Consider the following 13,823-nt stretch of genomic DNA (forward strand, 5'->3'; position numbering starts at 1 on the left):
TAAGAAAGGCAAGCGCCATGCAAGACCCTTTTTCCCTGGCCGGCAAACGCGGCTTGATTCTTGGCCTGGCGAATGAACACAGCATCGCCTGGGGTTGCGCCAAAGTCGCGCATGCGCGCGGCGCGCGTCTGGCCCTGTCCTGCCTGAACCCGAAAGTGGCCGGCTTGCTGGCTCCGCTGGCGGCCAGCTGCCAAGCCCCGCTGTTGGCCTGCAATGTGGAGCAGGAAGACGAATTGCAAGCCTGCATCGAACAGGCCGCCGCGCATCTGGGCCAATTTGATTTCATCATCCACTCCATCGCCTGGGCCCCGTTGCCGGATCTGCATGGCCGCGTGCTGGATTGCAGCCGCAGCGGATTTGCGCGCGCCATGCAAATCTCCTGTCAATCCTTTGCCGAAACCGTGCGCCGCGCCGAACCCTGGCTGGCGCCGCAAGCCAGCGTGCTGACCATGAGCTATATCGGGGCACAGGAAGCCACCCCGCATTACGGCATGATGGGGCCGGTCAAAGCCGCGCTCGAATCGCTGGTGCGCTATATGGCGTTGGAACTGGGGCCGAAAGGCGTGCGCGTGCACGCCATTTCGCCCGGCCCGATCCCGACCCGCGCCGCCTCCGGTCTGGAAGATTTTGACGGCTTGATGCAACACGCAATCACGCACGCACCCTTGCGCCGCCTGGCCACGCTGGATGAAATCGGCAATCTGGCCGCCTTCCTGGTCAGCGATGCGGCCAGCGGTATGAGCGGGCAAACCCTGTTTGTCGATGCCGGTTTTCACGCTGTGCAATAAGGCCGCCGCCTGATTTACAATCTGTGCATATTTCAGGAGGCCATCATGAAACGCCTGCTTGCATGCACTTTTTCCCTCATCCTCCTGAACGCCTGCGGCGGCGGGGGCGGCGGCAGCCCGGCGGCCAGCAACACGCCGGCCAGCGGACAGAGCAACGGCTCCGCGCAATACGCCGGCATTTGTCAGCCGGCAGCGGAAAAATCCTGGGTGCGCGCGCATCTGGATGATGTTTATCTGTGGTACCGGGAGATTGAGGATAAACCGGCGCAGAATTACAGCACGCCGCAAAGCTATTTCGACGCTCTGCTGGTGAGCCGGCGCGACCGCTTCAGCTTCACCGCGCCGCAAAGCGATATTGATGATTTTTTCGACAGCGGCGCGGAAATCAGCTATGGCTTGAATTATCTGAAACAGGGCGAATTGATCCGCATCGCCTACAATGAACCCGGCTCGCCGGCGGAGCTGGCCGGCATCCGGCGCGGCGCCAATCTGCTGAGCATCAATGGCGCGCCGCTGGCGCAATACAGCGCCAGCCAGCGTAAAAGCCTGCTCAATCCGCACACCCTTGGCGCCAGCGCGCGCTTGCTCTTCCAGCAGGAAGGCAGCCTCCTAGATGTCACCCTGCAGGCGCAAAGAGTGGTCAAGGCGCCGGTGCAAAACGTCAAGGTGATTTCCAGCGCAAACGGAAAACGGGTCGGCTATTTGCAATTCAATGATCACATCAGTTCCGCCGAAAACCTGTTGCGCAACGCATTTATGCAATTCGTGCTGGCGAATGTGGATGAGCTGGTGCTGGATCTGCGCTATAACGGCGGCGGCTATCTCGACATCGCCAGCCAGGTCGCCAGCATGAGCGCCGGCCCGGTCGTGCAAGGCAAGGTGTTTGAACGCCAGATCTTCAATGACAAACACAGCGCCTGGACCAATGACCCCGCCAGCACCCTGGGGTTTCGCAACACCACCAGCGATGGCCGCCAGCTGCCGCAATTAGCAATGAAACGGGTGTTTGTGTTGAGCAGCGCCGACACTTGCTCCGCCAGCGAGGCGATTATCAACGGCCTGCGCCCCTTCGTGCCGGTGATCACGATAGGCCGCGCGACTTGCGGCAAGCCGTATGGCTTTTATCAGGAAAACAATTGCGGCACAGCGTATTTCGCCGTCGAGTTTTATGGCGTCAATCAAAACGGACAAAGCGTGCCGACTGAAGGCATGGCCGCCACTTGCGCGGTGGAAGATGATTTAAGCCATGCATTAGGCGATAGCCGCGAGGGCATGCTGGCCGCCGCACTCTACTATATTGAGCGCGGCAGCTGCCCGTCCGCCGCACAAAGCCGGGCGCGCCAACGCAATCTCAGCGCGGCCCTGCTGGAGCGCAGCGCCTGGCGCAGCGTCGCCCTGCGGCGTTGATTGCTCAGGGCGTGCGCTTTAGCAAGGGACGCACGCCCCCTTGTTCCTGCCAGCGCAAATACACTTGCAGCGCAGCGTAAGCATCATTTGCGGCGTACAGCTTTTGCGCCTCGCTTAAAGGCAATCTGGCCCAATTGCTGGTGGTGATGCTGCGCGGCTTGTGCAAATCCTGCTGCAGCCAGCGCGCCACCGCGCCGCGCGCGCCGATTTCCTGATGCCGGTTTTCACGCAATTCGCGCGATAAATCCATCACCGGATGCAATTTCCAGCCAAAGCGGCGCTGCATATGCCGCACATCGTTGCGTAAGCCAAAACCGATTTTCAACACCGCCTCGCTTTGCAATAAGTCCGCCAATTCCGGCCACAATGGCGCGCCCGGCTGCAGCGGAAACAGCCAGGCTTGCCGGGTGCTGGCCAATTGCAATAAATGCGGGCCGTCTGACTTTTCGCCTTTGACAAAGGTCGGGCGCGATTCAGTATCCAAACCCAGCATGCTGCACGCCTGCAGGTCAGGCAAAGCGGCCAACATCGCGGCCGGGCTGTCAATCCACGCAATCTGCGCCAGCGTCAAGCCACGGAACACCGGCAGCGCGCCTTCCGCCGCCGTACTCATGCGGCCCCCGCGCCACAAACCGGGCAATCCGGGTTTTTGCTGACGCGGATCGTGCTCCACTCCATGCTGCGCACATCCAATAGCAAAAGCCGGCCGGCCAGGCTGCGCCCGAATGGCGTAAGCAGCTTCAATGCCTCTGCCGCCTGCATCGCGCCGATGATGCCGACCAGGGGCGCAAAAACCCCCATCGCGCCGCAAGCCTCGTCCTGAAACTGCTGATCCGGTGGAAACAGGCAAGCGTAGCAAGGCGCATCCGCCTGGCGTGAGTCAAACACCGAAATCTGCCCATCCAGCCGCACCGCCGCACCCGACACCAGCGGCTTGCGCGCCGCCACGCAGGCCGCATTCACCGCGTGCCGGGTGGCGAAATTATCGCTGCAATCCAATACCAGATCGGCCCCCGCCACCGCCTGCTGCAAGGCGCTTCCCTGCAATTTTTCCTGCAGAGGAATGATTTCCACTTCGGGATTGATCTGCTGCAGACAGATGCGGGCCGATTCGACCTTGGGCAGACCGACGCGGGCGCTGGTGTGCAAGAGCTGGCGCTGTAAATTGCTCAAATCCACCGTATCGTGATCGGCCAGGGTCAAGCGGCCCAGACCGGCGGCGGCCAGATATAAGGCCACCGGCGAACCCAGACCGCCGGCGCCGATCACCAGCGCATGCGCCGCCGACAGCGCCTGCTGTCCCTCGAACCCGATTTCATTGAGCAGAATATGGCGCGAATAGCGCAAAAGTTGTTGATCATTCATGGCTGGCAGGCAAACGCCGCATTCAAAACCCAGACTATAGCCGCAGCCGGCGCCGCCACGCAATGCGCGCAAAAAGAAAAAAGGCAAGACTGGCGATGCGCGCCGCAAAATCAGCCCGCCATGTCAGCTGGCGGCGCGCAGATCATGGCATCCGCAAGAAGCGCGGCAAAAAATATGCACAGCTTTTTCCACAGATTTATCCCCGTCAATCAGCAGGATATCCACCTCTTGCACAGCAGTTTTTCCCGACTTATACACAGCTTTTTCCACTGCTGCCGCCGGACTGCATATGAAAAAAAGGGGCCGGACTTCCGTCCGCCCCCTTTTCACACGTCAACCCTGAGACTTCAGGCGCTGCGTAATTACTTACCGCAACCCAGCGACTTGATACGGTCGTAAGCTGCTTTGGCTTGCACCAGACCGAAGCCGAATTTCACATCGCGGCCAGCTGCGCCCAGATCTTGCGCGCTCTTTTGCAGAGAAATACGCATTTGTGCAGCGGTACAGGTCGGGAAGTAGCTCCACACCAGGGCAGCGACTGCGGACACATGCGGGGTCGCCATCGAAGTGCCGTCATAGTAGGCGTAGTTGGTCGCCTTCACATTCACGGTTGCGCTTTGGCCAACTTTGGTCTTCATCACTGCGCCGTCGGTATCGCTGGCGGTGACAGACGGGATCGTGGTCACAGCCGTACCCAGGGTGCCGCCGAAGCTGCCTGCTGCATTGTTATACACAATCGCGCCCACGCCGCCGCTGCTTTGGCAGTTATTCACCTTGGTGGCGAAATCAACCGTACCGCGCTGGATCAAGCAAATCTTGCCTGCGGCGCCGGTATTGGTCTTGTCGCCGATGCCGAAGTCAAACAGTGCTGCGGTAGCGGTTTTGGCTGGCGAACCGCTCATGCCGCCCACGGTGTAAGCCACGCCTGCCACGCTGGCGGAAGATTCACGCCCTTGGCCCATCGGCACGGTGGACAACACATTGGTGCCGGGACCGGCCAATTCCACTTTGGTGTTGTATTGCGAGAAAGTGGACCATTGTTTGTTTTCGTCAATCGAACCCACCGAAATCACGCTGCTGTAGCCTGCCGGATAGGACACGGCGGTGGCTTTGGCCGGATCCGGATCATCGCCGTCATTGCCGGCGGCGGCGATCAACAGAATGCCAGCCTTGGCCAGATTGCTGAAGGTGGTGTTTTCAGACGCGCTGTAGCTCGGGCCGCCGAGGGACATCGAAACCACATTCGCGCCAGCTGCTTTACATTTGTTTGCTGCGGCGGACAGGGAAGAGGAATACGCCCAGCCGTCTTTGCCGAACACTTTCACAATGTGCAGCTTGATTTTCTTGTTCGGGTTCACACCGACCACGCCAACGCCGCTGTTATTCACGGCGGCAATGGTGCCGGCAACGTGGGTGCCGTGGCCGCTTTCATCGGTATACCACCAGCCGGTGCCGCTATCGTATTCGCCGGTGGCGGTGTTGCCGGTCAGATCTTCGTGCGCACGGTCATAGCCGGAGTCAATAATGCAAACCTTGCGGTTGGCGGCATTCGCATCGCCGGAGGGCAGCAGGTCGGCTTGCACTTGCTTGATGCCATACGGCACCAATTGGCCGGTCAGATACGGGGCTCCGGTGGAGGGGGTGGCGCCAGCCATCGGGTAACGGCGCACATCTTCTTCCACCACTTCAATATTCTTATTACCTTTGAGCTGCTTGACGCTATCTTTGCTGCCTTCAATCGACACCGCATTCATGCTGTGGATCTGATACTTCACATTGGCGCGAGCAGCCAGAATCGCGCTGCGCACTTCATTGTGGGAACCGTCTTTGAAATGCACCACATAGCGGCTGTTATCTTGTGCTGCGGCCGTGCTGGAGAAAGCCATTGCGGCGAACACTGCGCTGGCGATTGCGGAAGCCTTGATGTTGAATTGCGTCATGTCTGAGTCCCTCGGTATAGATTGATTGTGTGAATAGGAGTGAAACTATCACCGCATTCTTATTTGCAACAATTGTGACAATTTGTGATGCGTTGGACTTATCTTAAAACAGGCTTGGAAACTTGTCCACATCAAAATTACAAAATTTTTGATGGTCAAACCAGCCATATCCCAACTTTTTGCAGTGCAGCATGGTAAGAAATCTGAGGAATCTTCCCATTGCGCACTATTTTGGTGCGGATTTTCCGCCCCATTTTTGGGCGCTGGCAGCTATCAAAAAAACATTTGTTGCATTTGTCATAGTGCGAAATACGCTGCGGCGAGCGTCTTCAGATGTGATAAAGCAAGCAGCGTGCCAGCACATACCTGCAAGATGGCCGCAAATCAGGGCCAATGTCAGCAAAGTTTTAGAAAATAGGCTCTAGTTGCGTTGCAGCAATTCATTTCCACGGCAAACCCTCTGCATGCTTTGCCTGTTACATATAAAACAGGCGGGAAAATCCTTGCCACGCGGCAAAAGAACACCGCCGCACTCAGGGACGACCACGCCCATTCAGCGCATGCCCGGCTCAAGGTGCACAAAAACAGGGCAAAATGACGCGCCTCTTTCTTTGCGGAAAAGAATTGTGGATAAGTACGCCGCCGGAGAAAGGGACAGGATGTTGACAAACTGTATGCGCCAGCGCGGCGCGGCGGCGCCTGCGGCGGGGACAGCCCGGCATGCGCCATCACAAGCCCAAGCGGCGCCGGGGTTTCGGGCGTGAGCTGTGACATATCTTTTGCATGCCCTGCGCGCAAGTCGGGACACGGCTGTTTGCATACGCTGTCAATCGTGTGTGCGGCCGCCTGACGGAAAGCATCTGCGCCGGCGCGCTGACTTGCCCGCATATCTATCCACACTGGCGCGTATTCAGCATGAGCGATTCATGATGCGGAACGGCGGCAGGCACTGGCTCATGTTGCTGTGCGCCGCCGGTCCGGGGCTGGCTTATGGCTGCGCTCAAGCCCGCCTGCGCCTTTGAGTTGCATGCTGCGGGATAGTGACGCACGCAGCAATTGAGCGGAAATAAAGAGGTTGCACACTGCTTATACAGCGATTTCCCGGATTTATGCACAAGCTTACCCACAGCAGCCGGGAGTGCGCAGGCTGTCGCACTTGTGTTTGCCACGCCGGCGGCGGGCGAATATATATCGCGCCGGCCAGCTCTGGGCTTTGCTGTGACGTCATATGGCGGCGGGGGTTTTGCTTATCCTCAGCTTATCCAGCGCGTTGCCAACAGGCTTACCCACAAAGAGCGCGCAGATTTACCCACAGCTTTATACACAACCTTCAATGCGCCTCATCCCCTGCCACCAAGGGCAGATCCAGCACAAAACAGGCGCCCTGCCCGGCTTGGCTGTGCACCCGGATCTGCCCGTTCAACAATGAAGAAACGATGTTGTAGCAAACCGATAAGCCCAGGCCGATGCCGCCTTGCGCCAGCTTGGTGGTGAAGAAAGGGTCGAAGATATGCTTCTGATCTTGCGCGCTGATGCCGCAACCATCATCAGCGAACATGATCTCCACCCGCCCCGCCTGCAGGCGGCGTGCGCTCAGACGCAAATGACCGCCGCTGCGTCCCTCATACGCGTGCAACAGGGCGTTTTCCACCAGATGCGCCAGCACCTGGCCATATGGGCCGGGATAACTTTCCAAAATCAAATCAGGCGGGATGTCGATTTCGATCTCATGCCCATGCGCGCGGATCGCATTGCTCAGGGTGGCCAACACATCCAAACTTGTTTCGCGCAAATCAAACATGCGCCGCTCGCTGCTGGTGCGATCGACTGCGACTTGTTTGAAGCTGTTCACCAGATGGGCGGCGTTTCGCAAATTCCGCATCAAGACTTGCGCCGCTTCCTGCGCATCCTGCAGATCTGCATGCAATTGCTGGGCGCGCAAGGCGCCGCTGCTCATTTGCTGCAAAAGGTTTTCCACATTTTCCTGCATCGCACTGGCCATCATCAGACTGTTGCCAAGCGGGGTGTTCAATTCATGCGCCACACCGGCCACCAAGCCGCCCAGCGCCGCCAGCTTTTCCTGCGCCACCAGGCGGTCTTGCGCTTCGCGCAAGCGGCGGTAGGCGTTGCCGTTTTCGAGCGCAATCGCGCCATAGGCGCACAGATTGCGGAACAGGGTGCGCTCCCGTTCGCCATACGCGTGCGGGTGGTCGGATTGGATCGACATCACACCCAACAGACGCTGATCCACCACCAGCGGCGCAAACAGCAGGGTCAGCATATTGCGCGTGCCGGGAATCGGGCTGGGGTTAAGCTGGCCGGCTTCCAGCTCCAACAGAATTTCGCGCCGCTCACGGGCGCAACGGGCCGCGTTTGAGGAGGTGGAATTGAGTGCGATGCTGGTCGCCGGCAGGGCGCGCTCGTCTTCGCGCCCAAACACATATTCCAGGCAATCATTGTTCAAGTCGGCGCGGTAGAGTGAAAACGTGGGCGCATCCAGCAATTGCCGCACATGCCGGTGCAAGGCGGTAAACACCGCGTCCAATTCCAGATTGGCGGTGATTTCACGCCCGATTTCACCCAGTTCGCGCAAGGTGTTGGCGGAATTGGCCAAATCTTGATTCGCGCGCTGCAAATCGCGGTTGGCTTGCAGCAAGGCTTGCTGCTGTTGCTGCAATTCGCTGGTGCGCTGCGCCACCTGAACAGCCAGCCCACGCCTTTGCTGGCGCAGCAGTGTGGTGCGCACTTGCACCAAGAGCAGCACGGCGATGGCCCCGGCCGCCACCAGCAGACTGCGGAACCACAGACTTTCAAACCAGTCCGGCTGCACGCTCAGATGCAGTTCGAGGCCGCTTTCATTCCACACTCCGTTGCGATTCGAGCCGCGCAGGCGCAATTTATATTCGCCCGGCGGCAAATTGGTGTAGGAAGCCAGGCGGCGCGCCGGCTCGGTTTCCAGCCATTCACTGTCAAAGCCTTCGAGCTGGTAGGCGTAGCGGTTTTTTTCCGGCGCGGAATAATCCAGCGCGGCGAATTCGACCGCAATGCTGTTATTGTGCGGCCCCAATTCCAGCCGCCCCTTGCCTTGGTTATACATGCTGGCCGGAATGCGCTTACCGCCGATACGCAAATCCGTAATCACCAATTCAGGCCGGTAATCCCATTGCCGCACCTGTTCGGGCCGGATCACGCTCAAGCCGCCGGACGCGCCAAACAGCAATTCGCCGCCTGCGCCAACTGCGCCGGAATTGCTCCAATACGCTGGAAATTGCACGCCGTCGGCGCGCTGCAAGGCTTGCACGGAAAAACTGCGGCCATGAATGCGCGCCAGGCCGCCATCAGTGCTGACCCAGATATTGCCGGCCTGATCTTGCAGGATTTGCCCGATGATGGGATTCGGCAGGCCGTGGCTTTGGTCAAAGTGGCGCATCGAGGCCTGCCCGGCGCTGTTATAACCTTGCCATAAGTGCAGGCCGCCGCCGGAAGCGCCAATCCAGATCCGCCCCTGCGCATCTTGCAGCAGGCTGGTGATGAAGCCATGCGCCAAACCATCCATACGCTTGGGTTCCGGCATGATTTTATCCACCCGGCCACGCACCGGATCGTACAGATTCAAACCATTCCAGGTGCCGATCCAAAAGCGGCGCTGGCGGTCTTGCATGAAGCATGTGATGCGCATATCGCTGAGCTGGGCGGAAAACGGGGCCAGCGCCGCCGGCTGCGCCGGGTCCAAGCCGCCTTCAGCGTCCAGCGCCACACTCCACACCCCATCGCTGCCGCCTATCCACAAACGGCCATCGGCCAGGGTCAGGGTTTTGACGGCGTCCAGGGGTTTGCGCGGCGCCAGCGGCAACGCTTGCACGCTGTTGCTGCCGATGCGATGACGATACAGGCCGCGATTGCTGCCGATGTACAGCCAGGGGCCGGCTTCGACCATGGCCAACACCAGGGTGGCCGGCAAGGTGTGCTGTGGCCGTGCGGCGTCGGGGCGCAGGCTGGCGATCACGCCGCGCTGCGGGTGCAATAAATCCACCCCATTATTTCCCAGGCCAAGCCAATAACTGCCATCTTTGCGCGGCAGCACGCTCCAGACATCGCGGTCGCCGATCTTGCCCGGCTGGCCCGGATTGCCAACCAGATTCAACATAGCGCTTTGACGCGGATCATGGCGCGATAAGCCGCTTTGGCTGGCCACCCACAATAAACCGGAATTGTCTTGATACAAGGCCAGCACATTGTCATCCGCCAGCGAGCTTGCCTGGCTGGGATCATGCCGGATCATGCGCAAGCTGTGTTCGCGCGGATGAATGGCGTAAATGCCCTGGCCAAAACTGCCAAGCCAGATCTCGTCTTTATCATGGCGGCGGATGCTGTTGATATTGGCGCGCTCCAAACCGCTTTGCGGGATATGCAGCGCTTCCACTTTGGCGCTGGCCAGATCCAGCACAAATGCGCCATGACGTGCGCTGCCTATCCACAATTGCCCCTCATCCAGAAACAGGGCGCGGATATCAGGAATGCTGTCCGCCGGCAGGGCTTGCGCCAGCAAGCGATTTTGCTGCAACCGGAACAGACCGCGCCCGGAGCCTATCCACAAGCTGCCATCGGCGCTCTTCCACAGCGCTTGCACGCGCTTATCGCTCATGCCCGAGAGATCCGGCCCCTGAATGCGGCGCCCTTCCGCGTTCAAATGATCCAAGCCGCCATGATTGCCGACCCATAAGCCGCCCAGGCCATCATCCGCCAGGGCGTACACGCTGGGATTGCCGAGCTGCTCCGGGCCGATGCGCACAAATTGATCTTGCGCCGCATCGTAACGCGCCAAACCGCCAGCCGTGCCGACCCATAACCTGCCGCGCGCATCCAGATGCAAGACTTGCACCAAGTCGTCCGGCAAGGAATGTGGAATGCGCGGATCCGCCTGATACACGCGGAAATGATAACCATCCCAGCGCGCCAGCCCGCCTTGCGTGCCAATCCAGAGAAAGCCCTCCTGATCTTGCGCGATTGCCGTGGCGACCCCGTGCGGCATGCCGTTTTCATGATCGAGTGTGATGAATTGGGTTTGCGCCAGTTTTTCCCAGCCCTGGGCGGGCGGGTGATGGGTATGGCTGTGAACTGTATTGCAGAAAAAAAGAAGTGCTGTGGATAAGAATCCACAGATAAGAAAAAGCTGCGAGCCGCGCCCTGTGAAACATTGCAGCAGGGCGTTCCATCGCAGCATCATGATGTCAGCGGCGCCAGTATGCGCCGCAAAGGGCGTCAGGCGTTTTCATCGCGCGGATCGCGCGCCAGCAGACGCGCCACCATTTCCCGTGCATTATCGCCATCAAACAGAACGCCGGCCACAGCATTGGTGATCGGCATATCGATTTGCATACGCGCCGCCAGTGCGCGCACCGAGCGGGCGCAGGGCACGCCTTCCGCCACATGGCCAAGTTCATCAACGATTTGCTGCAGCGGTTTGCCGGCCGCCAAGCCCAGGCCAACCTTGCGGTTGCGCGATAAATCGCCGGTGCATGTCAAAATCAAATCGCCGACCCCGGTCAAGCCCATGAACGTCTCGGCATGCCCGCCGAGCGCCACGCCAAGCCGGCTGATTTCGGCCAAACCGCGCGTGATCAGGGCGGCGCGCGCATTCATGCCCAAACCCAATCCATCCGCGATGCCGGTGGCGATAGCCATGATGTTTTTCACCGCGCCGCCGACTTCCACCCCGGTCACATCATCCGAGGTATAGACCCGCACCGAACCGCCGTGAGCGATGCGCACCACTTTTTCGCGCAGCGCCGGATCATGCGAGGCGATGGTCAGGGCGCACGGCAGGCCGCGTGCAAATTCCTGGGCGAAACTGGGGCCGTACAAAGCGCCGCCAATGAAATCGCGGCCCAGCTCTTCCGCCACAATCTGATGCGGCAACATGCTGGCGCCGCCTTCAAAACCTTTACACAGCCAGACCAGATGTCCTGGCTGATAATTTTGCAATTTTTGCGCCAGCGGACGCAGGCCGGCCACCGGACAGGCGGCAATCAAGAGACCGTGTTTGCCATATTCCACCGCCGCGTCGAAATCATGCACCGCTTCCAACAGCTCAGGGAAAGGCAGTCCGGGCAGATAGTCGTGGTTTTCGCGCGCGCTTTGGGCGCGCTGCATCGCCTCGCTATTGCGCCCCCATAATTTGACCGGATGGCGCTGCGCCAGAGCAATCGCCACCGCCGTGCCCCAGGCGCCGGCGCCGAGCACCGCCACCGGAACCCCGGTGACTTTCAATCCTGTTTGCCCCATGCTGCTCTCCTGTATAGAGGCTTATTCGCCCCAGACCTCGCCGGCTTTGACAAAACCGGCCTGGCCATCGCGATGCCGCACTTTCAGCCAGGCATTGCCGCTCTGGCCATCCGCCATTTCCAGCAACACGCCTTTATCCACGGTGAAGGCGATGAATGCGCCCTCCTCGGCGGCGGCGCGCACTTTGACGCCATTGCTCTGCGCCACCAGCATACGCTTCGGGCTTAAAGCCTTGGCTTCCAGCCACGCCAGGCTGCCGCTGGCGTCGCGCACTTTGCGCCATTCGCCATATTCCATCACCACTTCCACCGGCATGCCGCGCGGCGCGACGAATAATTTTTTCCCCTTGGCGGACGGGGTGTCGTACAGCACTGCCGGCTGGGCCCCGATCGACTTGAAATCCGCCGCCAGCGCCACGGGCGCCGCCAGCGCCAAGGCCAGGGCGGTTATATGCGAAACCACAGATTTCATTTCACTTCCTCGCGACTTAGAAATGGAAACGACGCAGCGCGGGCTGCGTCGTTTTCCAAAGAAATTTTCAATTCATTAGCAGTTTTTTGCAATTTTTCCCCAAGGAATCAGCCATCTCCCTCAGGCAACAATGCCAGATATATTTTTTCAACTCTGCAGCGGCTTTGGTGTAAGGCCATATTTCTTGCAGCAAATCATCATGCACATCATCATCTTCACATTGCTGCAATGCGGTTTGTAAAGTTCCAATCTTCTCATCCAATGCGCGCACACAGGCAGTCAGGCTGATTTCACTGATTTCTACCATATGATCAATTACATTTTTAAGCAAAATTTTAAGGTGTTTTCTTTTTTAATAATGAACTAAGGCCTACTATCCGGGATTTCAGTACTTTTTATAAACCTCACCCCGGGGTTTGACATCCAGCACCAACACCTGCAACTCTTGATCTAAAATCCGAAAAACTATTCTATCGTCTCCCACCCGATAACGATACACATCTTTTTGTCCTTCCAAGACGATAACGCCCATCATTTTGGGATTTTCAGACAACTTTTCTTTTGACTTTCGATTTCAGCTTTGCGCCTAATGATCTCCGCATGCTCCTCTGGGGTCGTTTTACGGTCATCATGATTGCTTAATATCAAGCCAGGTTGGCGCCAGAAAAACTCAGGCCGGCAATCGCCGGCCCGAATCGGATACAACTCAGTTTGCAGCGGAACCGGCGGCAGCAGCTTGCTGTTGCTCGGCGATGGCTTGCAGACGTTGCTGGTAGAAGGCTTCAAAGTTCAGTTCCGCCAGGTGGATAGGCGGGAAGCCGGCGCGGCTGATCACGTCAGCGATGTTGGCGCGCAGATACGGGTAGATGATGTTCGGGCAACCGATGCCCAGCAGCGGGTCGAGCTGTTCGTTCGGCAGATTGCGGATATCAAAGATACCGGCTTGTTTGCCTTCCACCAGGAACGCCACTTTGTCTTTCACTTTGGCGGTAACGGTGATGGTGACGGTGGTTTCAAACACGGTTTCAGCCAGACGCTCAGCGCCGACGTCCACGGACACTTCAATGCCAGGGCCTTCCTGTTCCAGGAAGATGGCGGGGGAATTCGGCTGCTCCAGCGACAGATCTTTCAGGTAGATGCGCTGAATTTGGAATGATGGCTGTTGTTCGTTTTGATCAGACATGGGAAGCTTTCAATGTGGTTGGGGCGGCCGCGCCGCCCGGTGAAAAATGCCGCCAGCTGGAAAATCTTCAAGCTTGCATCTAAGGCATGCAGGATGATACAGAAGGATTACGCGCCTTGCAGCAATAAATCGAGTTTGCCGGCGCGCTCCAGCGCGCTCAAATCGTCGAATCCGCCCACATGGGTTTCTCCGATATAGATTTGCGGCACGGTGCGGCGACCGGTTTTTTGCATCATCGCCGTCCGTTCGTTTTCATCCAGATCGATGCGGATTTTGCGGATCTCGGTCACGCCCTTGTTGTGCAACAGGCGTTCCGCCATCACGCAATACGGGCAGGTTGCAGTGCTGTACATCACGACTTCTGAACTCATTTTTCTCTCCTTA

General features: G+C 58.7%; 13 protein-coding genes. 3 read left to right on the forward strand and 10 right to left on the reverse strand.

Annotated features, from left to right (window positions below):
* Positions 1–17: 17 nt before the first annotated feature.
* Positions 18–788 carry an SDR family oxidoreductase gene (locus V8J88_RS22045; RefSeq protein WP_338846416.1) on the forward strand — a complete coding sequence of 257 codons (771 nt, stop codon included), beginning with the start codon at positions 18–20 and terminating at the stop codon, positions 786–788.
* Between the two features lie 45 nt (positions 789–833).
* Positions 834–2,195, forward strand: a complete 1,362-nt coding sequence (locus tag V8J88_RS22050; protein ID WP_338846417.1) for a S41 family peptidase — start codon at positions 834–836, stop codon at positions 2,193–2,195.
* 4 nt (positions 2,196–2,199) lie between these two features.
* Here V8J88_RS22050 and V8J88_RS22055 read toward each other — a convergent pair whose 3' ends face one another.
* Positions 2,200–2,808, reverse strand: coding sequence for a 3'-5' exonuclease (locus V8J88_RS22055; protein WP_338846418.1), 609 nt, complete (start codon positions 2,806–2,808; stop codon positions 2,200–2,202).
* The gene (gene moeB, locus V8J88_RS22060; RefSeq protein WP_338846419.1) at positions 2,805–3,560 is read right to left on the reverse strand and encodes a molybdopterin-synthase adenylyltransferase MoeB; all 756 of its coding nucleotides are present in this window, start codon (positions 3,558–3,560) and stop codon (positions 2,805–2,807) included. Before moeB ends, V8J88_RS22055 begins: the two co-directional genes overlap by 4 nt.
* A 62-nt stretch (positions 3,561–3,622) precedes the next feature.
* Between moeB and V8J88_RS22065 the strand changes: the two genes are divergently transcribed.
* Positions 3,623–3,853, forward strand: a complete 231-nt coding sequence (locus V8J88_RS22065; protein ID WP_338846421.1) for a hypothetical protein — start codon at positions 3,623–3,625, stop codon at positions 3,851–3,853.
* 69 nt (positions 3,854–3,922) lie between these two features.
* Here V8J88_RS22065 and V8J88_RS22070 read toward each other — a convergent pair whose 3' ends face one another.
* From V8J88_RS22070 to grxC, 8 genes are all read right to left on the reverse strand, one after another.
* Complete coding sequence (locus V8J88_RS22070) at positions 3,923–5,500, reverse strand: S8 family serine peptidase (RefSeq protein WP_338846422.1); 1,578 nt, start codon at positions 5,498–5,500, stop codon at positions 3,923–3,925.
* A gap of 1,330 nt (positions 5,501–6,830) precedes the next feature.
* On the reverse strand, positions 6,831–10,532 hold the full coding sequence (locus tag V8J88_RS22075) for a two-component regulator propeller domain-containing protein (RefSeq protein WP_338846423.1): 3,702 nt from the start codon (positions 10,530–10,532) through the stop codon (positions 6,831–6,833).
* Between the two features lie 230 nt (positions 10,533–10,762).
* Positions 10,763–11,785, reverse strand: coding sequence for an NAD(P)H-dependent glycerol-3-phosphate dehydrogenase (locus V8J88_RS22080; RefSeq protein WP_338846424.1), 1,023 nt, complete (start codon positions 11,783–11,785; stop codon positions 10,763–10,765).
* Positions 11,786–11,806: 21 nt separating this feature from the next.
* Entirely contained in the window at positions 11,807–12,256 is a 450-nt protein-coding gene (locus tag V8J88_RS22085; protein WP_338846425.1) for an SH3 domain-containing protein, read from the reverse strand.
* Positions 12,257–12,323: 67 nt separating this feature from the next.
* Entirely contained in the window at positions 12,324–12,563 is a 240-nt protein-coding gene (locus tag V8J88_RS22090) for a hypothetical protein (RefSeq protein WP_338846426.1), read from the reverse strand.
* A 78-nt stretch (positions 12,564–12,641) separates the two neighbouring features.
* Positions 12,642–12,809, reverse strand: a complete 168-nt coding sequence (locus V8J88_RS22095; RefSeq protein ID WP_338846427.1) for a type II toxin-antitoxin system RelE/ParE family toxin — start codon at positions 12,807–12,809, stop codon at positions 12,642–12,644.
* Positions 12,810–12,962: 153 nt separating this feature from the next.
* On the reverse strand, positions 12,963–13,439 hold the full coding sequence (gene secB, locus V8J88_RS22100; protein ID WP_338846428.1) for a protein-export chaperone SecB: 477 nt from the start codon (positions 13,437–13,439) through the stop codon (positions 12,963–12,965).
* Positions 13,440–13,546: 107 nt separating this feature from the next.
* Positions 13,547–13,810, reverse strand: coding sequence for a glutaredoxin 3 (grxC, locus tag V8J88_RS22105; protein WP_338846429.1), 264 nt, complete (start codon positions 13,808–13,810; stop codon positions 13,547–13,549).
* Between the last annotated feature and the right edge of the window lie 13 nt (positions 13,811–13,823).

Source organism: Massilia sp. W12, from assembly GCF_037300705.1.
GTDB lineage: Bacteria > Pseudomonadota > Gammaproteobacteria > Burkholderiales > Burkholderiaceae_D > JACPVY01.

Coding starts and splice junctions, on each gene's coding strand:
- V8J88_RS22045 (WP_338846416.1), top strand. CDS start 18: ATGCAAGACCCTTTTTCCCTGGCCGGCAAACGCGGCTTGATTCTTGGC.
- V8J88_RS22050 (WP_338846417.1), top strand. CDS start 834: ATGAAACGCCTGCTTGCATGCACTTTTTCCCTCATCCTCCTGAACGCC.
- V8J88_RS22055 (WP_338846418.1), bottom strand. CDS start 2,808: ATGAGTACGGCGGCGGAAGGCGCGCTGCCGGTGTTCCGTGGCTTGACG.
- moeB (WP_338846419.1), bottom strand. CDS start 3,560: ATGAATGATCAACAACTTTTGCGCTATTCGCGCCATATTCTGCTCAAT.
- V8J88_RS22065 (WP_338846421.1), top strand. CDS start 3,623: ATGCGCGCAAAAAGAAAAAAGGCAAGACTGGCGATGCGCGCCGCAAAA.
- V8J88_RS22070 (WP_338846422.1), bottom strand. CDS start 5,500: ATGACGCAATTCAACATCAAGGCTTCCGCAATCGCCAGCGCAGTGTTC.
- V8J88_RS22075 (WP_338846423.1), bottom strand. CDS start 10,532: ATGCCGCACGGGGTCGCCACGGCAATCGCGCAAGATCAGGAGGGCTTT.
- V8J88_RS22080 (WP_338846424.1), bottom strand. CDS start 11,785: ATGGGGCAAACAGGATTGAAAGTCACCGGGGTTCCGGTGGCGGTGCTC.
- V8J88_RS22085 (WP_338846425.1), bottom strand. CDS start 12,256: ATGAAATCTGTGGTTTCGCATATAACCGCCCTGGCCTTGGCGCTGGCG.
- V8J88_RS22090 (WP_338846426.1), bottom strand. CDS start 12,563: ATGGTAGAAATCAGTGAAATCAGCCTGACTGCCTGTGTGCGCGCATTG.
- secB (WP_338846428.1), bottom strand. CDS start 13,439: ATGTCTGATCAAAACGAACAACAGCCATCATTCCAAATTCAGCGCATC.
- grxC (WP_338846429.1), bottom strand. CDS start 13,810: ATGAGTTCAGAAGTCGTGATGTACAGCACTGCAACCTGCCCGTATTGC.